The sequence below is a fragment of the Vreelandella aquamarina genome (assembly GCF_900110265.1).
Taxonomy (GTDB): Bacteria; Pseudomonadota; Gammaproteobacteria; order Pseudomonadales; family Halomonadaceae; genus Vreelandella; species Vreelandella aquamarina.
Window position 1 is genome coordinate 1 of record NZ_FODB01000038.1, and the last position, 22885, is coordinate 22885.

20 protein-coding genes are annotated in these 22885 nt (G+C 56.3%); 15 read left to right on the plus strand and 5 right to left on the minus strand.

Annotated features, from left to right (window positions below; translation table 11 throughout):
* Nucleotides 1-168: 168 nt before the first annotated feature.
* From BMY49_RS18215 to BMY49_RS11305, 4 genes are all read right to left on the minus strand, one after another.
* Complete coding sequence (locus tag BMY49_RS18215; protein ID WP_228169123.1) at nt 169-750, minus strand: REP-associated tyrosine transposase; 582 nt, start codon at nt 748-750, stop codon at nt 169-171.
* Nucleotides 751-1140: 390 nt separating this feature from the next.
* Nucleotides 1141-1923: a thiol:disulfide interchange protein DsbG gene (gene dsbG / locus BMY49_RS11295; RefSeq protein ID WP_044630386.1), complete on the minus strand. Its 783-nt coding sequence runs from the start codon at nt 1921-1923 to the stop codon at nt 1141-1143.
* A 52-nt stretch (nt 1924-1975) separates the two neighbouring features.
* Nucleotides 1976-2791 (minus strand): TlpA disulfide reductase family protein, encoded by an 816-nt coding sequence (locus BMY49_RS11300; RefSeq protein ID WP_044630385.1) that lies wholly within the window; start codon nt 2789-2791, stop codon nt 1976-1978.
* A 98-nt stretch (nt 2792-2889) separates the two neighbouring features.
* On the minus strand, nt 2890-4650 hold the full coding sequence (locus tag BMY49_RS11305; RefSeq protein WP_089675602.1) for a sugar phosphorylase: 1761 nt from the start codon (nt 4648-4650) through the stop codon (nt 2890-2892).
* A 260-nt stretch (nt 4651-4910) separates the two neighbouring features.
* Here BMY49_RS11305 and nrdR point away from each other — a divergent pair, with 260 nt between their 5' ends.
* The 12 genes from nrdR (at nt 4911) to BMY49_RS11365 (ending at nt 19635) form a co-directional block, all read left to right on the plus strand.
* Nucleotides 4911-5408 (plus strand): transcriptional regulator NrdR, encoded by a 498-nt coding sequence (gene nrdR, locus BMY49_RS11310; RefSeq protein ID WP_044630383.1) that lies wholly within the window; start codon nt 4911-4913, stop codon nt 5406-5408.
* Nucleotides 5408-6556 carry a bifunctional diaminohydroxyphosphoribosylaminopyrimidine deaminase/5-amino-6-(5-phosphoribosylamino)uracil reductase RibD gene (ribD, locus tag BMY49_RS11315; protein ID WP_058578376.1) on the plus strand — a complete coding sequence of 383 codons (1149 nt, stop codon included), beginning with the start codon at nt 5408-5410 and terminating at the stop codon, nt 6554-6556. Before nrdR ends, ribD begins: the two co-directional genes overlap by 1 nt.
* A gap of 72 nt (nt 6557-6628) precedes the next feature.
* Entirely contained in the window at nt 6629-7795 is a 1167-nt protein-coding gene (ribBA, locus tag BMY49_RS11320) for a bifunctional 3,4-dihydroxy-2-butanone-4-phosphate synthase/GTP cyclohydrolase II (protein WP_044630381.1), read from the plus strand.
* A 4-nt stretch (nt 7796-7799) separates the two neighbouring features.
* Entirely contained in the window at nt 7800-8288 is a 489-nt protein-coding gene (ribH, locus tag BMY49_RS11325; RefSeq protein WP_044630380.1) for a 6,7-dimethyl-8-ribityllumazine synthase, read from the plus strand.
* The gene (gene nusB / locus BMY49_RS11330) at nt 8285-8788 is read left to right on the plus strand and encodes a transcription antitermination factor NusB (RefSeq protein ID WP_044630379.1); all 504 of its coding nucleotides are present in this window, start codon (nt 8285-8287) and stop codon (nt 8786-8788) included. Before ribH ends, nusB begins: the two co-directional genes overlap by 4 nt.
* Before the next feature lie 34 nt (nt 8789-8822).
* Nucleotides 8823-9800, plus strand: coding sequence for a thiamine-phosphate kinase (gene thiL, locus BMY49_RS11335; RefSeq protein WP_089675603.1), 978 nt, complete (start codon nt 8823-8825; stop codon nt 9798-9800).
* Nucleotides 9797-10270 (plus strand): phosphatidylglycerophosphatase A family protein, encoded by a 474-nt coding sequence (locus BMY49_RS11340; RefSeq protein WP_044630377.1) that lies wholly within the window; start codon nt 9797-9799, stop codon nt 10268-10270. The genes thiL and BMY49_RS11340 overlap by 4 nt, the downstream gene beginning before the upstream one ends.
* Nucleotides 10271-10366: 96 nt before the next feature.
* Complete coding sequence (locus tag BMY49_RS11345; RefSeq protein WP_062375004.1) at nt 10367-11620, plus strand: DUF945 family protein; 1254 nt, start codon at nt 10367-10369, stop codon at nt 11618-11620.
* A gap of 117 nt (nt 11621-11737) precedes the next feature.
* Nucleotides 11738-14197 carry an endopeptidase La gene (gene lon, locus BMY49_RS11350; RefSeq protein ID WP_062375002.1) on the plus strand — a complete coding sequence of 820 codons (2460 nt, stop codon included), beginning with the start codon at nt 11738-11740 and terminating at the stop codon, nt 14195-14197.
* Nucleotides 14198-14356: 159 nt separating this feature from the next.
* Nucleotides 14357-16528: a methyl-accepting chemotaxis protein gene (locus BMY49_RS11355; protein WP_044630374.1), complete on the plus strand. Its 2172-nt coding sequence runs from the start codon at nt 14357-14359 to the stop codon at nt 16526-16528.
* A gap of 130 nt (nt 16529-16658) precedes the next feature.
* Nucleotides 16659-18503, plus strand: coding sequence for a dihydroxy-acid dehydratase (ilvD, locus tag BMY49_RS11360; RefSeq protein WP_089675607.1), 1845 nt, complete (start codon nt 16659-16661; stop codon nt 18501-18503).
* Between the two features lie 76 nt (nt 18504-18579).
* A complete protein-coding gene (locus BMY49_RS11365; protein WP_089675604.1) occupies nt 18580-19635 on the plus strand; it encodes an oxidoreductase in 1056 nt (351 codons plus the stop codon).
* Between the two features lie 247 nt (nt 19636-19882).
* Here the strand turns inward: BMY49_RS11365 and nudE are convergent, their stop codons facing one another.
* Nucleotides 19883-20497: an ADP compounds hydrolase NudE gene (gene nudE / locus BMY49_RS11370; protein ID WP_044630372.1), complete on the minus strand. Its 615-nt coding sequence runs from the start codon at nt 20495-20497 to the stop codon at nt 19883-19885.
* Nucleotides 20498-20567: 70 nt separating this feature from the next.
* Here nudE and yrfG point away from each other — a divergent pair, with 70 nt between their 5' ends.
* The 3 genes from yrfG to hslO all read left to right on the plus strand — a co-directional run bounded on the left by yrfG (nt 20568) and on the right by hslO (nt 22616).
* On the plus strand, nt 20568-21230 hold the full coding sequence (yrfG, locus tag BMY49_RS11375) for a GMP/IMP nucleotidase (protein ID WP_089675605.1): 663 nt from the start codon (nt 20568-20570) through the stop codon (nt 21228-21230).
* Nucleotides 21231-21284: 54 nt separating this feature from the next.
* Nucleotides 21285-21674 carry a ribosome-associated heat shock protein Hsp15 gene (gene hslR / locus BMY49_RS11380; protein WP_044630370.1) on the plus strand — a complete coding sequence of 130 codons (390 nt, stop codon included), beginning with the start codon at nt 21285-21287 and terminating at the stop codon, nt 21672-21674.
* A gap of 66 nt (nt 21675-21740) precedes the next feature.
* Nucleotides 21741-22616, plus strand: coding sequence for an Hsp33 family molecular chaperone HslO (hslO, locus tag BMY49_RS11385; protein ID WP_044630369.1), 876 nt, complete (start codon nt 21741-21743; stop codon nt 22614-22616).
* The last annotated feature ends 269 nt before the right edge of the window (nt 22617-22885 follow it).

A 22885-nucleotide genomic window follows, 5' to 3' on the forward strand; every position in this document is an offset into this window, starting at 1 on the left:
AGGTAATGACTGTGTGGGAGGGAGCTTCAGCTCGCGACGATTAGAGCACCAGTGCTGCGGCAGGCTAAGGGCGGCTGACGCCGCCGTCGCCCAATAAATTGGCCTCCCACATCAGGCTTTCTAATCGACAAACAGCTGGTTGTTTACACTTGTATTCTAGGATGTGACTTATAGCCAAATAGCATCCCAATAGCTGTACTTTCCTATATCTTCGACCAAATTGGCTCTTAGAGGATTGGCAACGATATATCTAGCAGCTGCTTTTAGCGATGCTTCATCTTTAATCATTCGATCGTGAAAGCCATCTTGCCAAAGACGCCTGCCAATATTCAGCGATACGTAAGCCTTATAACGTCTCACAGCCTCAGAAAGGTCGCCGTTTAGCTGAAGCAACCAATGGATATGGTCTGGCATAACAACAAAAGCAAAAGTTGTCGCCAGCTCGCTCACGCGAGGGTGGTAAAAGTGCCTGGATGCACAACAGGCAGTATGAAAATTAGTAAAAACCTGCTGACGATGGCGGGTCGTCGCAGTGACTAAGTAGTGAGCATTCGGGATTGATTGCCTCCCTTGGCGAAGCAGATGGCTCCTGTTCATTATATGCTCCCTATAATTTTTAATTAACTTAGCACATGCTGTGTAGCATTTTCTGTAGGAGGGAGCTTCAGCTCGCGATAATGAAGGCACCACTGCTGCGGCAGGCTCAGGGCGGCTGACGCCGCCGTCGCCCAATAAATTGGCCTCCCACATCAGGCTCTTCACCCCTCAAGCAGTCAGGTGTGGGAGGGAGCTTCAGCTCGCGACGGTTAGGGCACCAGTGCTGCGGCAGGCTCAGGGCGGCTGACGCCGCCGTCGCCCAATAAATTGGCCTCCCACATCAGGCTCTTCACCCCTCAAGCAGTCAGGTGTGGGAGAGAGCTTCAACTCGCGATAATGAAGGCACCACTGCTGCGGCAGGCTAAGGGCGGCTGACGCCGCCATCGCCCAATAAATTGGCCTCCCACATCAGGCTCTTCACCCCTCAAGCAGTCAGGTGTGGGAGAGAGCTTCAACTCGCGATGATGAAGGCACCACTGCTGCGGCAGGCTAAGGGCGGCTGACGCCGCCGTCGCCCAATAAATTGGCCTCCTACTTCTTTTGTTAAGGCGCTTCGCTACCCATCATCTCAATGAGGCGTTCTTGGCTGGGGAGGCCTTGGATTCGGTCAATGCGCACAGTGCCGCCTTCAGCCTCACGTTGGAAAGCGCTGGTGGGGGTGGCGTAGAGGCCTAGCTCTTCAAAGAGCTGGTTGTTGGCGTAGACCTGCTCTTCGATATCCCGTGGCTGTGCGCTGGGGGAGAGCTCATCACCTTCACTGTGACGGTGCAGGGCAGCGGAGGGGTCGTCAGCGCCGAGAATGGTAGCGGCTAACGCAGGGCTATTGGGGGCGAGAATACCGACCATAATATGGCGTAGCTGAACCTCACCAGCCTCTACCCAAGGGCGGGTTTGTTGCCACAGCTGACGGCAGTAAGGGCAGTTGGCGTCGGTGAAGGTGTAGATGACGCGTGGGGCATCCGGGTCGCCATCCTGAATCCAGCGGCTCTCTTCAAGCAGCTTCCAGGTTTCGGCCTCTAAGGGTGCCCGTACGTGCTCGTCAAGCTGTGCCTCAGTCATGTCGCTGCCTTCGCTGTCTACCAGCGTGCCAATAATGGCGTGTTCTCCATCAGGTGTTAAATAAATCGCCATATCTTGCCCTTGCACGCTGGCCCCAAAGCCGCGCATTCCGCCCGGCGCATCAAACTGCCCATGGATCGTTAAGCCCTGGTTGGCCAGCGCCTGCACGGGGGCTGGTAGCTCGTCGGCATGGCTGGCTGCCGCTGCGCTACCCAGCGCGGCAAGTAAAGCGAAACGGCCAACATGGGGTAAGAAAACACGTTGCATAGCACTATCCTTATGAAAACGGCTTGGTGTGGGTGCCGCGAGGCAAAATATATTAGCGAATACGCGAAAGGCCATCTTGCAAAGTGGCGCGGGAAAGCTCGCCAAAATGGGTGCTCACGAGCTGTCCATCCGCGTTGTAGTAAAGCGTTGTGGGCATGGCATGGGCTCCGGTGGTTTGACCCAGGGCATTGCTCGGGTCTTGCCATACATTCTTCAAATCAAAGCCGTGTTCGCTCATAAACGCATGAATGTGTTGAAGGCTTTCACCTTGGTTAACGAACACAAAGGTAATGTCCTGCGCTTGTTGCTGGGCCTCTTCAAACACCGGCATTTCACGAATACATGGCGGGCACCAACTTGCCCATAGGTTAACTACCATGGGCTTTTGCTCCTGCTGAGCAAGTTTGGGCAGGGTAATAGGCTCGCCGTTGAGCGTAGCAAGCGGAGTAGTGGGCAGTGGGCGTGCCTGCTGTTCGATCAGTAGCGTACTGCCAGCTGTCAAGCCCCAGGCTAAACCGCCTACCAAAAGCGCCCCGGCAAGCGGTACTCGTTGGCGCGGTGAGCGCCATATTGCCCATCCAGCGTAGCTAAGGCCCGCCACTATACCACCGAGTATATCGAAGCCGCCATCGCGAATATCTAAGCGCGATAGCATGCTGTCATAGTCGCTCCAGTAACGCACAACAAAGACGAGGCGTGCGGCCACCAGCGCCACAAATAGCAGGGTAAATAACGTATCGCTGACCGCCACGCGATGCCGCTGGCCAATAAGCGCACCCGCTAGCAGGGCCAGTAAAAAGGCAAATCCAATCATCAATTGATGCAGACTAAACCCCATGGGGCCAATCGCAACACTTTGCTGCAACATAGTCACTCACGCTTTCACCAGTGGTTTAGCGTAAGTGTGTCAGAACAAGATTATTTAACGATTATCTCTCGTTGCCCTGAGTCGTTATGTCGCAAGCCTTATGCTTCAGCAGCCAGCCAGCGGACGGCATAGGGCGGCAGTGTTTCTTCGTGGTGAGCTGTCAGCGGGTCTAGCGGCTGCCAGTGGTACTGGGTAAGCGCTTGGTTCAGGGCATCGCCTGCGTGAGCGAGATCAAACTTAACATCGGTGACGTTATACAGCGCGAGTAGGCGTCGCCCGTTACGGAGTGGCCCGCGCTCAATGGCTAGCAGCTCGGGTGGCGTTTCTATCACGCGCTGCGGGGCGTTGGGGTGAAAGCAGGGCTCTTGGCGACGCTGCACTAGTAGCCGGTGCAGGGCATGGAAAACGTCATGGGTGGGGGTGGAAGGGCTCTCCAGCAGCAGTGCCAGCTCATCAAGCTGCCAGCGGCGACGGTTAATCGAGCGTAAGCGGCCGCTGCGCTCCACACCTTCGACATCATTTAGCGTGCCGGTGAGCGTATGGATATAGAGTGCGGGTATTCCTTGTAGGCTGAGCATGATCGCTTGGCTGCATAGAAAGCGCGCAATTTGCCACGGGTCTGGCCCGCGGCGGGTGCCGCACATGGCCTCAAACCAGGTAATGTTAATTTCGTAGGGTGTGTCGCTGCCATCAGGGTTGCTGCGCATGCTGACAAAGCCACCAAAACGATGCATCAGTTCCAGCAGTGCGTCGCGTTCATGGTCAGGCAACAGGCCTTCTAACGGCCGTACGCCAATACCGTCGTGGCTCGCGGTGAAGTTTAAGTAGGTGCACTGTTCAGGCAGCACCGGCAAGCTGTTTAACCACGTTTGTATCGTCGTCGCTTCGCCGCGGGTGAGGGTGTGCAGCAGCAGGGGCGGCAGGGCGAACTGGTACACCATGTGGGCTTCATCGGGCGCGCCTTTCGCTAATCGCTCCAAGCCAAAGTAGCTGATGTTTTCGGCATGGGGCACGTTGGTTTCGGTGATCAGCAGCGTGCCGGGGGCTATTTCATCCACGATGGCGCGAAGTAAGCGCACAACGGTATGGGTTTCCGGCAGGTGAATGCAGGAGGTGCCCAATCGCTTCCACAAAAACGCCACCGCGTCCAAGCGAATAATGCGCACCCCTTGCTGTAGGTAGAACAGCAGAATACCCACGAACTCTAACAACACATCCGGGTTTTCGAAGTTGAGGTCTATTTGGTCTTCCGAGAAAGTCGCCCACACGTGGCGCGTACCCCGGCGCGTAGAGATCGGCACTAGAAGTGGGCTACTGCGCGGGCGGGTGACTTGGGAGACATCGGTATCCGGATCCACTTCGATAAAGTAGTCGCGACCGGGCAGGCTGCCGGTCAGGTAATCCACAAACCAGAGCGACTCTCTGGAGACATGGTTCAGCACTAAATCAGCCATCAAGTCATAGTGGCTGGCTAGCGTTTGGATATGCGCCCACTCGCCCAGCTCGCTATTGACCTCGCGGTAGTGAATCACCGAAAAGCCGTCGTCGCTGCTCCAGGGGAAAAAGGGCAGTACGTGAACCCCGCTAATGGCATCCCCCAGATAGCTCTGTAGAAAAGTATCCAGCACCGCTAAAGGCGGCGTACCTTCATCCAAGATGGAGTCACCGTAACAAATGACCCACTGATCTTTTTCGCTCCATGTTGGTGCGTCGTGGCCCGCCGTGTTAGCGGGTGGGGAAGCCGTCGAGGCGGTACGAAAATTCGCAAGATGCTGGCCAATACGCCGCTGTACTTCCCCCGCACGGGGGCCATACAGGTGGGTAAGGTAGTGGTGAACGGTCTGCTCGAAAGGGGTCATAAAGGGCGTCCTATAAATCAACCTTCGACAAACGCTGCAGCTTGTGTGCCAAATCGTTACAATACCGTGTTGATACGCGTTGTATAACACAGCTACGCCCTAAGGGCAGCGATAAGGCTGCCGCTGACAATAGGCGATAAAACAGTTTATAAAATGGCGAATAACGGGCAAGGCATAAAGCCTTGTAACGTGCTTTATTCGTACAGGCTGACACGCTGCACGCACCACTTCTAGTGCGTACTGATAATAGGTTGACTGCCATGCATTGCCCTTTTTGTGGTGCAAATGATACCCGAGTGACAGATTCCAGACTGGTGGCGGAAGGCGATCAGGTGCGACGCCGCCGCCAGTGCGCCAACTGCCAAGAGCGTTTTACGACTTATGAAACCGCTGAGCTGATCATGCCGCGGGTGGTAAAATCCGACGGCTCTCGCGAAAGCTTTAATGAGGCGAAACTACGCGACGGTATGCTGCGCGCGCTGGAAAAGCGCCCGGTAAGCGCTGAAGCAATTGAAGTGTCGGTAGAGCGTATTCGCCAGACGCTGCGCGCCCGTGGCGACCGTGAAGTCAACGCGCGTGAGATTGGTGAAGCGGTGATGAAAGCGCTGCGTAGCTTGGATCAAGTGGCCTATATTCGTTTCGCCTCGGTATATCGTAAATTTCAGGATTTAGACGAGTTCCGGGCGGAAATCGACCGCCTCTCCCAAGAGCCCACGGATGAGCCAGAGGGCAGTGGGACACAGCACGGAGCATCGTAATGGGTGAATTCTCCACCGCCGACTATCGCTACATGGCTCGCGCTATCCAGCTAGCCAAACGCGGGCTTTATACCACCGACCCCAACCCCAGGGTGGGGTGTGTGATGGTGCACTTTGATGGCAGCGCGGAAGGCAGCATTGTGGGCGAGGGATACCATGTGCGTGCGGGAGAACCCCATGCAGAAATTCACGCCCTAAAGGCGGCAGGCAGCGCCGCCCAGGGTGCCACCGCTTATGTCACGCTAGAGCCTTGCTCACATACCGGGCGAACAGGGCCCTGCGCGGTGGCGCTGGCGCAAGCGGGTGTTGCGCGCGTGGTGGTGGCGATGGGGGACCCTAATCCCCAGGTCAGCGGTGGCGGTATTGAGTATTTGAAAGCAGCAGGCATTCAGGTGCAGGTAGGCCTGTTGGAAGCAGATGCCCGGGCGCTGAATCCGGGCTTTATTTCCCGTATGGAGCGTCAGCGCCCCTTTGTGCGGCTGAAAATGGCGATGAGCTTGGATGGCCGTACCGCCATGGGGTCGGGGGAGTCCCAGTGGATTACCGGCCCGCAAGCGCGCACCCAAGTGCAGCGGCTGCGCGCCCGCTCAAGCGCTATTCTGAGCGGCGTGGAATCTATCATTATGGATGATTCACGCTTAACGCTGCGTGCCGACCAACTGGCACTGGATAACGCCGCCGAGATCGTGCAGCGCCAGCCGCTAAGAGTGATCTTGGATTCGCGCCTTCGCTTACCGCTTGCCGCGGCCTGCCTACGAGAGCCAGGGCGCACGCTGATTATCACCACCGATCAGCATAGCGAAGAGAAACGGCGTAAACTGGCGGCGGCGGGTGCTGAGATTCAGGTGCTTCCTGCCGAAGGCGGCCGGATTGCGCTGGCTGACATGCTGCGTTGGCTGGCAGATAATGAGCAGGTTAACGAGCTGTTGGTAGAGACCGGCGCAACGCTAGCAGGAGCGTTACTGGAGGCGAATTTAGTCGACGAGCTGCAGCTATTTGTTGCTCCTACGCTATTAGGCGGTGAAGCAAGGCCACTATTTGCACTGCCGGGAATTACCCAGATGGCCGATCAGAAACGCTTGACGATTAAAGAGTCGCGAACCGTTGGGCAAGACTGGTGGATCACCGCCACCCCTCACGCTGACTAGCGCAAGCCGTCATTGCAAGGTACCCTGACGCCCGAAATCGCATACGATGCGACCACATTTTTTGGAGATTCCATGGCGCACTCCTCTTCTGAGGGCTTATCCCCTATCGCTGAGCTGGTGGACGATATTCGCCAGGGCAAAATGGTGATTCTCATGGATGATGAGGATCGCGAGAATGAAGGTGATATCATCATGGCCGCCGAAATGGTGAAGCCTGAGCATATCAACTTCATGGCACGATACGCGTGCGGCTTGATCTGTATGCCGATGACCCGTGAGCGCTGCGAGCAGCTCAACTTGCCGCTGATGGTACGGGACAATGGCTCAGGCTTTGGCACCAAGTTCACGCTCTCTATTGAGGCAGCCGAAGGCGTCACGACCGGTATTTCAGCGGCTGACCGCGCGCGCACTGTGCAGGCAGCCGTTGCACCGAACGCTAAACCGTCGGATATCGTTCAGCCAGGGCATATTTTCCCGCTGATGGCCGAGCCGGGCGGCGTGCTTCGCCGTGCCGGTCATACGGAGGCGGCCTGTGATTTGGCAGCGCTGGCAGGCTTTGACCCCAGCGGTGTGATTTGTGAAATTATGAACGATGACGGCAGTATGGCGCGTCGTCCGGAACTGGAAGTGTTTGCGAAGACGCATGGCATTAAGATGGGCACCATTGCCGATCTGATCCACTACCGTATTGTGAACGAGCAAACGGTGGACCATATAGAAACCTCTCAGGTGTCGACCGTTCACGGCAAGCTTGCGCTACATGTGTTCCGTGATCGCATTCAAGGTGCGCACCATTTGGCGCTGGTAAAAGGGCAGCCGACGCCGGAGCAGGCCACCACCGTACGTGTGCACCTTGCCGATACGCTGCGCGACGTGATGGGCTTAATGAAGGGTGAGCAGTGTCGGTGGGATGCCAACCGCGCTATTCATGAAATTGCCCAAGCCCAGGCCGGTGTGTTTGTACTGATTGATGATGGGCGTCCTAATCAAGATTTGAAAGACCAGCTAGATATCTTTCTGGATCGCGTACGCCAGCCGCGTACCAGCGACTCAGACGGTTCTGGCAACTACTTAACGATTGGTACTGGCTCGCAGATTCTGCGCCACTTAGGCGTTGGTAAAATGCGGCTACTCAGCTCTCCGTGGAAATTCTCAGCGCTCTCTGGGTTTGGTCTTGAAGTAGTCGAGCGCCTGGGGCCCAATGACACGGCGTATGAGCCAACTTTTCAGCAGGAATAAATTGATGCAACCCCTTTCGCAAATTGAAGGCACTTTTGTAGACGTTGATGGACGCTATGTCATCGTGGTGGGCCGCTTTAATCACCACGTGGTCGATAGCTTGGTGGAAGGTGCCGTCGATAGCCTGACACGCCACGGTGTGGATGTGGAAAATATCCATATCGTTCATGTGCCGGGCGCGTGGGAACTGCCCCTGGCCGTGAAGCGTGTACTCAATGTGATGAAGCCGGATGCGGTGATTGCCCTCGGTGCGGTCATTCGTGGCGGCACGCCACATTTTGAGTACGTGGCGGGTGGCTGCAACACGGCTATTAACCATCTCCAACTTGAGTTTGATACGCCCGTAGCCAATGGCGTATTGACCGTTGAGTCTATTGAGCAAGCCATTGAGCGTGCAGGCACCAAAGCCGGTAATAAAGGCACCGAAGCGGCGATGGCCGCGATGGAAATGGTGTCTCTGCTGCGCGCGCTGCCGGTAGGAGATTCTCAATGAGCGAGCGTCGTGAGCGCAAGCCCTCTGCGGCACAGCAGGGGCGTCACGCCGCAAGGGAGTTAGCGGTACAGGGGCTTTACCAGTGGCAGATGACCGGTAAGTCCATTACCACGATTGAAGCTGAGTTTCGTAGCCAAGTGGCTGACGATGACTTAGAAGATCATGAGAACTGGGTAAAGGTCATGGAAATCGCGGACAAAGCGCTGTTCCATGAGCTACTGCATAACACGGTGCGTTTCAAAACCGAGCTGGACCGTGAAATTGCCCCATTGCTTGATCGCCGTTTGGAAGATTTGGACGCGGTGGAGCTGGCGATTCTTCGTCTCGGCGCTTACGAGCTTTCCCGGCGAATGGAAGTGCCTTACCGCGTAGTGATTAACGAAGGCGTTGAGCTGGCAAAATCATTTGGCGCCACCGACGGCCATAAATACGTGAATGGCATTCTCGATAAGCTGGCAAACCGCTTACGAAGTGCCGAAGTCAGCGCCCGCCGCTTGTAAGCGGGCCGCCTGATCAAGCGTTTAAGGGGCCTTTGTGCTTGCCGAATTCGAACTGATTCGACGTTACTTTATGTCGCCGCAGGAGGCACAAGCGACAGATGGCGTTGCCCTAGGATGCGGCGATGACGCCACTCTATTGGTACCCCAGGCGGGGCAGCAGCTGGCGGTGAGTGTTGATACATCCGTCGTCGATGTTCACTTTCCCCATGATGCCCCCGCCTATGCGATAGGACACCGGGCGTTAGCTGTGGCACTCAGCGACTTAGCCGCGATGGGGGCTCAGTCGCGCTGGTGCTTGATGGCTATCACCTTGGATCAGCGCGCCTTTAAAGATGACACTGCCGCTGAGCAGTGGCTTGCCGATTATGCCAGCGGTTTTCACACGCTTTGCCAGCAGCACGCGACGACACTCGCTGGAGGCGATGTTACCTCTGGCGCGCTCAGCATTAGCGTCACCGTGATGGGCGAAGTGCCTACTGGCACGGCTATAACGCGTTCGGGCGCGCAGGTGGGCGATGTGGTGGCCGTGACCGGTGCATTAGGTGGCGGTGCTGGCGGGCTAGCGTTGTGGCAACAGGGTGAACGCGACCTGAAACACCCGTTGCTACAGCGCTATCTCTTGCCTCAGCCCCGGCTAAAGGCCGGCATTGCGCTACGCGGACTGGCCACAGCGGCGATGGATATCTCCGATGGCCTGCTAGCGGATCTGGCGCATCTGCGGGAAGCGTCCCAGGTAGGTGTCGCTTTGCAGCCCGACTCGCTACCCCTAGCCGAAGGATTAGCCGAAGTGCTGGGCAGCGAAGCGGCCTTAACCGCAGCGCTATCTGGCGGTGATGACTACGAACTGCTGGTGACACTACCTCCCTCCAAGGTTGCTCAAGCGCAAATGAAGCTGGCCGAGTTAGGCCTTTCGCTTAGCATTATTGGCCGCTGCACCGAAGCGCTTGGGGTGACGGGAGTGGCTGTAGAAGGGGCGACTGGCTGGCAGCATTTTCGTGGGGGTGCCCAATGAACCGAGCACCGGCGAGCGTCTGGCGGCGCCCCACCCACTTTTTTGCTTTTGGCCTAGGCAGTGGCACGGTGCCTTGGGCACCGGGCACCTTTGGTACTCTGGCTGCGATTCCTTTCTACTGGATGATGGCCGACCTGACGCTAGGCTGGTACCTAGGCATTGTGCTGGCAGCCTTTGTGGTTGGCGTATGGCTGTGCGATAAAACGTCTCATGACCTGGGGGTGCATGATCACTCAGGGATCGTATGGGATGAGTTTGTTGGTTACTGGATTACCATGGCAGCGGTTCCTTTCTCCTGGGAGGCAGCGCTGTGGGGGTTTGTGGTATTTCGCATCTTCGATGTCTTTAAGCCATGGCCCATTCGCTGGGCTGACCGCCGAGTAGCCGGTGGCTTTGGCATTATGATTGATGATGTGATGGCAGGGGTCTACGCCTGGAGTACTATGCACCTTTGGTTTTGGCTGCATTAAGTTAAGCCTGCGCATCAACTGCTATGCTTACTGTGTTGCACGCCTACTGCTTGTATGGAGCGAAGCCTTCTTGGGGAGGCTATTCAAGGAGATAGCATGCGCAAGGAACGTTTGATCGTGCCTATCCTCGCGGCCGTGGCCGTGATCTGGATGGTCGCGCAACTGCTATCCAGCGTTCTTTTTGAACGTAGCCTACGCCAAGCGCTGGAAGATCTGGAGGCGCGGGGCGAGTGGCGTGTCAGTCGAATTGAGAACCACCAGGGGTGGCTAACCTCCCGTGGAGGGCTGGTTCTTTCTCCTCTTTTAGGTCGGCCTTGGCGTTTGGAACTGACCTACCGGGCCCGTCATGGTGTGCTCAGCACGGATGTTGAAGGCACCCTATTGCCGCGCTTGGATAGTGTATTGCAGAAAGCGGTGGGTGAGGTCTCGGCGCCTTCGGTGCCACGCTGGCAAGGCCGCTACCAAACGTTGAGTGGGCACACCGAACTGCGTCTGGCCCTGGCGCCCTTTGTGATTCAGCAGAGCGGGCGTGAGCTGGCGGTTCGTGGTGCTCGCGTTCGGCTAGAGGGGCTGTTTGGTGACTGGCGTTTGCGCGGGTTGCTGGAACAGCTCACGCTGACCGATGGCCTTGCCCAACTCACGCTGGGGCCAACCCAGCTAGAAAGCCGTTATACCTATATTGAAGATGCCTACCATTTTGCTCAGCGCGACCATCTGCATATTGAAAGTTTAGCGCTGCGCTATCCCGCTTACGATATTCATGTCACACCCTTAGATGTGCATAGCCATATGGAGCTGGATGAGAGTGAGCTGCGCTTGAAGGGCGAGCTGATTATTGGCGATGTGCGTGTGCCTAGCGAAGCACCTGATACCTCGCTGTTAAGCGGCCGTATAGAAGCGGAGCTTTCCCGGCTAAACGGAGATGCAGTGCGGGCAACCATTCGTCGGCTGCGTCAGGAGGCTGCTTGGGGCGATGCTAGCCTGCCTATGGCAGAAGGCTTATTGTCACGCTTAGAGCCAAATTTGCTCCAGGTACTCAGTAATTCTCCGCGCTTAGATGTTACCACTATTGATATTGATAGCCCGTTGCTTGGCTTGCAGGTGGATGCCGAGGGGGCTCTGTTTTTTGATGCGCGCCGCCTGGATGAGTTAAGTATCACGGCTCTTGGTAAATCCGATGAACGTGCTCGCTGGCTAGAGCGCATCGACGGCGATTTTATTTGGCATGATGCCCCAACGGTTGCCGCCCTTTGGTTGGGCTTGCCTTTAGGCACGCGGGATCTGCAGTTTGATGTCGTTCGTGGAGTATGGCGTGTGAATGGCCGCCCTATGCCGACGCTTTGGCCATGAATGCTTTCATAACCATTGGCTAAATTGCCTTGAGGGTTGAAGTTTTCCCTGTGTGCCCACATTCCTTTAGCAATGCTGAGTGGCCCAAGCCACTAGTGACTGTTGATGGGAGGGCGCATGAGCGACCAGGATTACGATCGAGAACACGAACATCAAGACTGGCTTACTGAGAGTGAGTCGCACGATTCTCAAGAAGATAACCCCAAAAGCAACGGTTACCGCTCTGATGGGGAGCGGGTAAATTTGCTAGTGCCTGCCAGTGAGATGCTGCCCGAGCGCATCTACCTGCTACCGATTCATAACCGTCCTTTCTTTCCTGCCCAGGTTCAGCCGCTGGTCATTAACCGCGAGCGCTGGGAAGAGACCATGCGCCGGGTCAATAACACGCCACACCACACTATCGGCGTTGCGTTTGTTGGGGAGCATGGCGTTGAGTCGCTGGATCATGAAGTCTTCCCCGAGATTGGCACCGCAGTGAAGGTGCATAAGCTCAAAGGCGAAGGTCAACAGATTCAGTTCATTGCTCAGGGGTTGCAGCGTTTTAAAATTCAGCGCTGGCTCTCCAAAGAGCCGCCTTACTTGGTGGAAGTGACTTACCCGAAAGAGCCGGTCAATGCCGAAGATGAAGAGACCCGTGCCTATGCCATGGCGATCATCAACGGCATTAAAGAGCTGCTGCCCATTAACCCGCTCTACGGGGAGGAGCTAAAACACTACCTTAACCGTTTTAGCCCCCATCAGCCCGGCCCGCTGACCGACTTCGCTGCGGCGATTACCTCGGCCAAAGGTCCAGAGCTTCAGGATGTACTGGCCACGCTGCCTGTTGCTGAACGCATGCACAAAGTGCTGCCGCTGCTGCGCAAAGAGATTGATGTTGCCCAGTTGCAAAGCGAAATCAGCGAGCAGGTCAATGCCCAGATGCAGGAGCGTCAGCGGGAATTTTTCCTACGCGAACAGCTAAAGGTGATTCAGCGTGAGCTGGGCATCTCTAAAGATGACCGCGAAAACGACGTGGATACTTTCCGAAACCGGCTGGAATCCTTGGTGGTGCCAGAGCGGGTTCAGGCACGTATCGATGAGGAGCTCAATAAACTCAGCGTGCTGGAAACGGGCTCGCCGGAGTATGGCACTACCCGCAACTATCTGGACTGGTTAACCTCGCTGCCTTGGGGAGTAACCAGCCAGGATAAGCTGGATCTTGCCCATGCTCGAGAAGTCCTCGACCGCGACCACGATGGCCTAAAAGACGTGAAAGAGCGGATAGTCGAGTTCCTTGCCGAGGGCACCTTTAAAGGCGATGTAGGCGGCTCGATTGTGCTGCTGGTTGGCCCGCCAGGGGTCGGTAAAACCTCCATTGGCCGCTCCATTGCCGAAGCGCTGGGACGTAAGTTTTATCGTTTCTCGGTGGGCGGTATGCGGGATGAGGCTGAAATCAAAGGCCATCGACGCACCTATGTAGGCGCAATGCCCGGTAAGCTCGTTCAGGCGTTCAAAGAGGTTGAGGTAGAAAACCCGGTCATCATGCTGGATGAAATTGATAAGCTGGGTCAATCTTTCCAGGGTGACCCCGCCTCGGCGCTGCTGGAAGTGCTTGACCCCGAGCAGAACGTTGACTTCCTCGACCACTATCTCGACGTGCGGATGGATCTTTCCAAGGTGCTCTTCGTGTGCACCGCTAACACGCTGGATAGCATCCCCGGGCCGTTGCTCGACCGTATGGAGCAGATTCGCCTGTCGGGCTATATCGCTGAAGAGAAGCTGCAGATCGCCAAGCATCACCTCTGGCCCAAGCTGCTTAAGCGCGACAACTTGTCGAAGAGGCGCATTAACTTGAGCGATGCGGCGCTGAAGCAGGTGATTGACGGCTATGCCCGTGAAGCAGGCGTACGTCAGTTAGAAAAACAGCTGCACCGCATTGTGCGCAAAGCCGCGGTGAAACTGCTGGAAGAAGATGTTGAAACCGTCAAGGTCTCGGTCAAGAACCTGGAAGAGTTCCTGGGCGCACCGCTTTTCCGTAAAGAGAAAGTCCTGAAAGGCGAAGGAGTCGTCACAGGGCTTGCCTGGACATCCATGGGCGGTGCCACGCTGCCCATTGAGGCAGGCAAGGTGCATTCGCTAGATCGCGGCTTCAAGCTAACCGGCAAGCTGGGCGATGTGATGAAAGAGTCGGCCAATATTGCCTACAGCTACACCTTGGGGCATTTGGCGGAGTACGGTGCGGATGCAGATTTCTTTGACTCTGCCTTTGTTCACCTCCACGTGCCTGAAGGAGCCACGCCGAAGGATGGCCCCTCTGCCGGGGTAACCATGACCACCGCGCTACTGTCGTTGGCTAAACATCAAGCCATCACTCGCCCGTTGGCGATGACCGGTGAGTTAACCCTCACCGGCCAGGTGCTACCGGTAGGCGGTATCCGCGAAAAAGTGATTGCCGCACGGCGCAGCGATATCTTTGAGGTCATCTTGCCTGAGGCAAATCGCCGTGATTACGAGGAGCTACCGGATTACCTAAAAGAGGGGATGGCGGTGCACTTTGCTAATCGCTACCGGGATGTTGCTAATGTGGTCTTCAAGTAGCTGGCCAGCATGATGGGCTTACACAAGCAATAAAATCATTAAAAGCGCCGCTCTGAAGAGAGCGGCGCTTTTTTACATCTGTTTACTGGTTAAGTGCCCCGCTAATTCTGGATAATAAAGAAAAATCAAATTATTAAAAAATGCCCCTGGGGAGCTTCTATGCGTAATAACCAGCCCGTTACCCAACGCGAATATGTGCTTGATGAAGAGACCGTGCTTATTTCACGCTCTGATTTAAAAGGTAATGTGACCTATGCCAACGCAGCCTTTGTGGAAGTCAGCGGCTATTCAAGGGATGAACTGCTTGGCGCGCCGCATAATTTAATTCGCCACCCCGATATGCCCGAAGCCGCTTATGCCGATTTTTGGAAAACCATTCAGGCAGGTGGCACTTGGCAGGGAACGGTTAAAAATCGCCGTAAAAATGGTGATCACTACTGGGTCAATGCCACAGTGGCACCTTTGAGAGATGGCGACCGCATTGTTGGCTACACCTCTTTACGCCGCAAAGCCTCGGATAAACAGATCGCCTTGGCAGACCGAGTGTATGCGGAGATACGCGAAAAGGGTAAATCCCGCCGCTATCGTCTGCACCAGGGGGCATTAAAGCGCCGGGGGCTTGGCGGTATTGTGGCGCGCTTTCAGTTCACAAGCTTAAAAGCCAAGTTAACCGGCATGGTCATCGTTGCAGTGGTCCTGCTGGGTTTATCGGGCGGGTTAGGGCTGTATGGCTTAAATGCATCTGGAGAGCGGCTTGAAACTCTCAACCGCGCAGGTCTTGAGGCAGTGGCTGACCTGCAGTTAATTGAGCGACACATTGGTTTGGGCGTTGAGCAGTTGGAGCCTGCGGTAAGAAACCCACGTCGAGTGGATATGGACGCAGTGTCTGCCAGTCTCACCAGCAGCACGCAGACCGCTCAACAGCTGTGGGAAGAGTACCGCCAAACCAGTAGTGCGCCCGAAGAGAGTGTAGAAGCGTTTAATGCTGCCTTTAGCACTTGGCGTGATGGTGTTGCTAGCGCCATTGAAGCCGTTGGGCAAGCCAATGGGTTTGCGGCATTTGAATCGCTCAATAGCGTAGTGCTGCCCGCGACTACCGAGATTCGCGAGCTAAATAGCCAGTTGGTCGACTACGAGCGTGCTGGCGCGGTCAATTTGATGTCAGATGCTCGCCAGGGCCGCCAGCAGATGTTTATTGCGCAGTTGGTGCTGATGCTGATTGGCCTGTGTGTGCTGGTCGCCCTCAGCGTATTTATCTTGAAATCTGTCTTCCGCAGCTTAGCGGGGGCACGCTATATGACGTTCCAAATTGCGGCGGGTAACTTAGCGGCACGGGAGCGCCGTCAAAGTAATGATGAGCTAGGCGAGCTGCTCTATTCGCTGGATACCATGCGCTTTAGTCTCTCTAGCATCGTTGGTGATGTGGAAAACCGCGTGTCGGTCGTCACCCCCGCCATTCAGCAAATTGCCACCGAAAACGAGGAGCTGGCGACGCGAACCGAACAACAAGCGTCATCGCTGCAACAAACGGCTTCCAGCATGGAAGAGATGACCTCAACCGTTCAGCAAAATAACGATAATGCTCGCCAAGCCACAGAGCTTGCCCAACAAAATGCTACCAGTACGCGAGCTACTCGTCAGCAGATGGAGCAGTTGGTTGAACGTATGCAGCGCATCGCCAAAAGTGCCGAAAAGATGACTGAAATGATAGGGGTTATCGATAGCATTGCCTTCCAAACCAATATTTTGGCACTCAATGCCTCGGTAGAAGCCGCGCGAGCCGGTGAGCACGGGCGCGGGTTCGCGGTGGTTGCCAGCGAGGTGCGGGTGCTGGCAAGCCGCAGTGCTGATGCATCTCAGGAAATTCGCAAGATGATCGACAGCACGACACAGGAAGTGCAAGGGGGGCGTAGTGCGGTGGAGCAAGCAGAAAGTGCCATCGAAAACGTCGTGGAGCAGGTAAGCCGTGTGAGTGAGCTAATGGCCTCCATTAGTACCGCTTCCAGCGAGCAGAGTAGCGGTATTGGGCAGATTAATGCGGCGATTGCGGAAATGGATAGCGTGACTCAGCAAAACGCCTCCAAAGTGCAGTCTATCGCCGCGTCAGCAGACAACCTTGCCCTGGAAGCCTTTGAACTGGCTAACGTGGTTGATGCTTTCCGCTTGGAGGGAGCGCAAGCAGAGAGCATTAGTGCTGCCCGTGAGAAGCTTAGCAGCGTTCAAAAGGCGGCCAAGCAAGCAGCGCCTCGCCTGTCGAGCAGCAAATCTTCCAAGCAGCAGGCCAGTAGGCAGAGCACCAGCACGAGTGCTGATGAGTGGGATGAGTTTTAACCGCTAACCCCCGTTGGTTGTCCTCTACATCTAGTCTCGGCGGTGCGCTCATGCCACAATCTAAGGCCGCTGGATTCAACTGCCTGCCGCCATGTATGCGGCAGGCCATGATAAAGATGTAGAGGACACCATGCCCGAGTATCGCTCCCGTACCACCACCGCTGGCCGCAATATGGCTGGCGCCCGTGCCCTTTGGCGTGCCACCGGTATGAAAGATGACGACTTTCATAAGCCGATTATTGCGGTCGCCAATTCCTTCACCCAGTTTGTACCCGGTCATGTGCATCTAAAAGACATGGGCCAACTGGTGGCGCGTGAGATTGAAAAAGCGGGCGGCGTAGCCAAAGAGTTCAACACCATCGCCGTGGACGATGGCATCGCCATGGGTCATGACGGCATGCTCTATTCGCTGCCGAGCCGCGATATCATTGCTGACAGCGTCGAGTACATGTGTAACGCCCACTGCGCCGATGCACTGGTGTGCATCTCCAACTGCGACAAAATCACCCCAGGAATGCTGATGGCCGCGATGCGCCTCAATATTCCGGTGATCTTTGTATCAGGCGGCCCGATGGAAGCCGGTAAAACCAAGCTGCTCAACCACGGCCTAGACTTGGTAGATGCAATGGTCATGGCTGCCGATGACAGTGTGGATGATGAAACGCTGGCGGAAGTAGAGCGCAGTGCTTGCCCCACCTGCGGCAGCTGTTCAGGTATGTTCACCGCCAACTCTATGAACTGTCTCACCGAAGCATTGGGGTTGGCCTTGCCGGGTAACGGCACCGTCCTGGCGACCCACGCCGATCGTCGCCGTCTGTTCGAAAATGCCGGTCACCGTATTGTCGAACTCGCTAAACGTTTCTACGAAGGTGACGAGGCTCACCTGTTGCCCCGTGCGATTGGCAATAAGTCGGCGTTTAAAAACGCCATGACGCTCGACATTGCCATGGGCGGCTCCACCAATACCATTCTTCACCTATTAGCAGCCGCTCAGGAAGCAGAAGTTGACTTCACTATGGCGGATATCGACCGCCTTTCTCGTGAAGTGCCGCAGCTGTGTAAAGTGGCTCCTAATACCCAGAAGTACCATATCGAAGACGTCCACCGCGCCGGCGGCATTATGGCCATCTTGGGTGAGCTGGACCGGGCAGGCGTGCTGGATACCTCTGTGCCCACTGTCTATGGCGATAGCCTAAAGGCCGCGCTGGAAGAGTGGGATATCATGCGCTCGCCTAGCTCAGAAGTGGTTGAGTTCTTTAAGGCTGGCCCTGGCGGTGTACCGACTCAAACCGCTTTCTCCCAAAGCGCCCGCTGGCCAAGCCTGGATGGCGACCGCGCCACCGGCTGTATACGCGATTTGGAGCACGCGTTCTCCCGCGAGGGCGGCCTGGCCGTGCTTTACGGCAATATCGCGCTGGATGGCTGCGTGGTGAAAACCGCAGGGGTTGATGACTCCATTTTGGTATTTGAAGGCAAAGCCCACGTGGTGGAGTCTCAAGACCAAGCGGTGGCCAACGTGTTAGATGGCAAAGTGAAAGAGGGCGATGTGGTCGTCATCCGCTACGAAGGCCCCAAAGGCGGCCCCGGTATGCAGGAGATGCTGTACCCGACCTCTTACCTGAAATCGAAAGGCTTGGGTAAAGCCTGTGCGCTGCTCACCGATGGTCGTTTCTCTGGCGGCACATCAGGCCTGTCGATTGGGCATGTATCCCCGGAAGCGGCAGCAGGGGGCGCGATTGGTTTGGTCGAACAAGGCGACACCATCTTGATCGATATCCCCAACCGCTCCATCAACGTGCAACTCAGCGATGCCGAGCTGGCTAAACGCCGTGAAGCCATGGAAGCCAAGGGTAAAGACGCCTGGAAGCCGGTCGAACAGCGCCCGCGCAAGGTCACTCCCGCGCTTAAAGCCTATGCGCTATTAGCCACCTCCGCCGATAAAGGCGCGGTGCGCGACCTCTCCAAGCTGGATTAATCACTCCGTCCAACAGCCCGTCTTGTGCGGGCTGTTTTTTTGCCAACCTGAACCGTCACATCGACTAAGGATTGTAATGAAGGCGATCATCAACGTTGGCCTTGTTGGCTATGGGTTTGCGAGCAAGACGTTTCACGCTCCTTTGATTCAAGCGACCGAAGGGCTGGATTTAGTAGCCGTTTCCTCAAGCGATGCGGCCAAGGTGAAGGCGGATCTGCCTAATGTGGAAATAGAGAGCCAAGCGCTGGCGCTATGTAAGCGCCCAGACCTTGATCTCATTGTGATTCCCACGCCGAACGATACCCACTTCCCCTTAGCCAAAGCGGCGCTCGCTGCGGGCAAACATGTAGTGGTGGATAAGCCCTTTACCGTCACACTCTCAGAAGCAAAGCAGCTAAAAGCCCTGGCGGTGGATAAGGAAAGGCTGATTTCGGTATTTCATAACCGCCGCTGGGATAGCGACTTCCTGACCATTCAGGCGCTCTTAAAGGAAGGCACGCTGGGGCGGATGACCGGCTTTGAGTCGCGCTTTGATCGCTTTCGTCCTGAAGTGCGCGACCGCTGGCGGGAAAAAGCCACTCCAGGGGGCGGTATTTGGTACGACCTAGGCCCGCACCTGCTGGATCAGGCCTGCGAGCTATTCGGCACGCCCAACGCCATTTTGCTAGAGCTCGGCGTGCGGCGCGACGAAGCCAAAGCCGATGACGACTTCCTCGCGCTGCTGGAATACGACGGCTGCCGCGTCAGCCTAAGCGCCGGTACGCTGGTGGCAGAACCCACGCCGCGCTACCGCATCCATGGCACCAAAGGCAGCTATATCAAGTACGGCTTAGACCCGCAGGAAGATCGTTTGAAAGCCGGGGAAACGCCGTCTTCAGCCTGGGGAGAAGATAGCCCTGGAACGCTGACCCTGCGCGAGGGAGAGGGTGAAGACGCACCGCTTGTCCGTCACGACCACCCCACATTGCCCGGCGACTATCTCGCCTATTACCAAGGGGTAAGCGCGGCGATTCGTGATAAAGCGCCGCTTCCCGTGGATATCGATGACGCCTTGCGTTGCATGGCGCTCCTCGAAGCTGGCCTAGACAGCCACCGCCAACGCCGCTGGATCCCGCTAAAACACCACCTATAGCAACTCAGCAGTGGCACCTTCCAGGCGGCTACTCGCCGCCCCCGCAGGTGCCTCTTTCGCTCGTTGCTCTCGCTCATTCGTTACGCCGCGCTACGGAGCTCCAAGTACTTAAGATAGGCACCTTGTAGCGCGTGGTAAGCGATAGCGCACCCGCGAAGCACCCCGTTAGGGGTGCCGAAGATGGCTCTAAGCGTAAATGGGAAATAATGCTGTATTTCTTACAGTAAAGCGGTACGAGGGGCAGGTATCAGAGCAAATCCATCCCGCCACGGCGCTTCTCTTCGCGTAGTTTATCCCGCGCAATATAGAGCGCGGCGATGGCGCGGGCTTCGTGGAAGTCTTCGCGCAAGAGTAGTGCAGGAAGTTCTTCAATAGCATGGGTTTCTACAATCAGCGGTTCGGGCTCGTCACCCGGTAAGCGTTTGGGGTAGAGGTCCGTTGCCATCAACACCTGCATGCGGTGGCGCATGTAGTTGGGCGCTAGCGAAAGCTCCACTAAGGGTTCCATGCGGTGCGCGCCGAAGCCGCACTCTTCCATCAGCTCGCGGTTGGCGGCGGTGACTATGTCTTCGCCGGGGTCGACCAAGCCTTTGGGAAGCGTCAGCACATAATCTTCGAACCCCGCAGCATACTCCCGAATGAGCAGCACATGGTCCGGGTCGGGCATGGCAATAATCATCACCGCACCGCGATCAGCCCCCGTCAAACGCTCAAACTGTCGCTCTTCCCCATTAGAGAAGCGCAAATCCAGTGACTCAATTTGAAATAGACGGCTTTGGGCGACGCGCTGGCGGCCTAAGATTTGCGGCTTGCGCGGATAGCCGGTTAGCGTATCGCCTGTTGTTGTGTCGTCGCGTGACATCATGCCTCCGTGGCTGCAAAAAACGGGTTACGCTACAATAGCACGCTTACTCTTTAAGACTGGAGCGGCAATGATTGATTGGCGCGAGATCGATACCGTCCTACTCGACATGGACGGCACGCTGCTAGACCTTCACTTCGACAGCCACTTTTGGCTTGAGCACCTGCCGCGGCGCTACGTAGAGCTGCACCAGCTAGACCAAGCCAGTCAGGATGCGCTCAAAGCACGCATTATGGGTGAGCAGGGCACACTGAACTGGTACAGCCTTGCCTACTGGAGCCGCGAGCTGAACGTGGATATCGTTGCCCTCAAGCGCGAAGTGCAGCACTTGATTGGGCTACGCAGCGATGCTTTGGACTTTCTGACATGGCTCAAGCAAGCGCATCCTCGCGTGGTGCTCGCTACCAACGCCGACCGCGCCAGCCTAGCATTAAAACTGCCGCTGACAGGGTTGGAAAACTACCTAGACGCCATCATCTCATCAGAAGACGTGGGGGCTGCGAAAGAGGAGCAAGCCTTCTGGTTTGCACTTCAAGAACGCGAGCCATTCGACCCCGCACGCACCCTGTTTATTGATGATAATGCCCGGGTGCTAGAGAGCGCTCGCGAGTTTGGCATCAAGCATCTGTTAGGGATTAAACAGCCTGACAGCCAACGCCCAGAGAAAGAACTACAGGAATTTATTGCCCTTGACCGATTTGCCCGGCTGCTACCCGCAGAGTTGCCAGGGTAACGCTCACACATCTGAGTTCATAAACCTGGCCTCACATACATTAGGAGGGCGTGAATGAGTGACAGCGTTCGTTTGGATAAGTGGTTATGGGCAGCGCGGTTTTTTAAAACCCGTGCTCTGGCCAAAAAAGCCATTGAAGGCGGCAAAGTCCATTACGACGGAGCTCGTGTAAAAACCAGTAAGAACGTTGAGCTGGGTGCGCTGATCCGTGTGCCGCAAGGCTGGGATATCTTCGAGGTGGAAGTGACCGCGCTATCCGACCAGCGTCGAGGCGCACCGGAAGCGCGTAAGCTCTATGCGGAAACCGAAGATAGCGCTAAACGTCGTGCCAAAGAGGCCGAAGCGCGCCGCTTAACCAACGAAGCCATGCAGCACCCGCTTAAACGCCCTGATAAAAAACAGCGGCGCGATATCCAGCGCTTCCAGCGCCAGCAAGGGGAGTAAGCAGCCGCTTACCCTGCTGTGCTCTCCTATTACTTCTCCTCCTACTTCTCCTCCCATGGTCTTTTTATGTCTGATCAAATTCAACGCTTTTTGTTTGACCAAACTAACGTGCGTGGCGAGATCGTTACGCTCAGCACGGCTTACCACGAAGTGCTCGACCGCCACGCCTACCCACCCGCAGTTAACCAACTGCTGGGTGAGTTGCTAGCGGCGGTCGCCCTATTGACCGATACCGTTAAGCTGGATGGTACGCTCAGTATCGAAGTGCGCGGCCAGGGAGTGCTCGCCCTGTTAATGGCAGAGTCCAACCCCGGCGGCGAGCTGCGGGCCATTGCACGTATTGCCGAAGACGCCGCACTGCCCAGCGAACACGCTAGCTTCCGCGAGCTGGTAGGGGACGGCCAAATCGTGATTACCCTAGACCCTAAAGAGGGGCATCGCTATCAGGGCATCGTCGGGCTGGATCACGATACTCTGGGCGGCTGTCTGGAAGCCTACTTCGGCCAGTCGGAGCAGCTGCCCACGCGGCTTTGGCTAGCTGCTGACGGCGAACGGGCAGGAGGGCTGCTTCTCCAGCGCTTACCGGATGCGTCGCAAAACCAGGATGTAGACGCCTGGGAGCGCAGCGTTCACCTAGCCGATACTATCAAGCAAGAAGAGCTGCTGGGCTTAGAGCAGCGAGAAGTGCTGTATCGCCTCTATCATGAAGAGACCGTGCGGGTCTTCGACCCCAAAGCGCTGAGCTTTGGATGCACCTGCTCGCGGGAGCGCATGAGTTATGCGCTCTACACCCTTGGCAAGGATGAACTTCGGGATATTTTGCGCGAACAGGGCGCGATTGATACCCAATGTCACTTTTGTCATACGAAATATCACTACACCGCAGCGGATATTGAAACTTTGTTGGAGGACCCAGGCGCGCCACCGCCGGTGATTCACTAATTGTGTAGTCGGCACCTGACGAGGGTGCGTTTGGGGCGGGATGCTGCACCCCGCGCACCGCACCGTTTGATGGCGAAAAGCCAAACAGGTGTTTGAAAATATACTGCGCTGCAACACAAAATGTAGTGTCATTGTAGTAGTTTAACTACAAGATATTTGGTAAAAGCCCCCGTTTCCCGGGGGCTTTCTTTTTGCCATAATGCGCCAAACTTCAGCGCACCTAGCCTGCTGTGACCGCAATGCCACAGGCTAGGATGATTCTCAAGGCG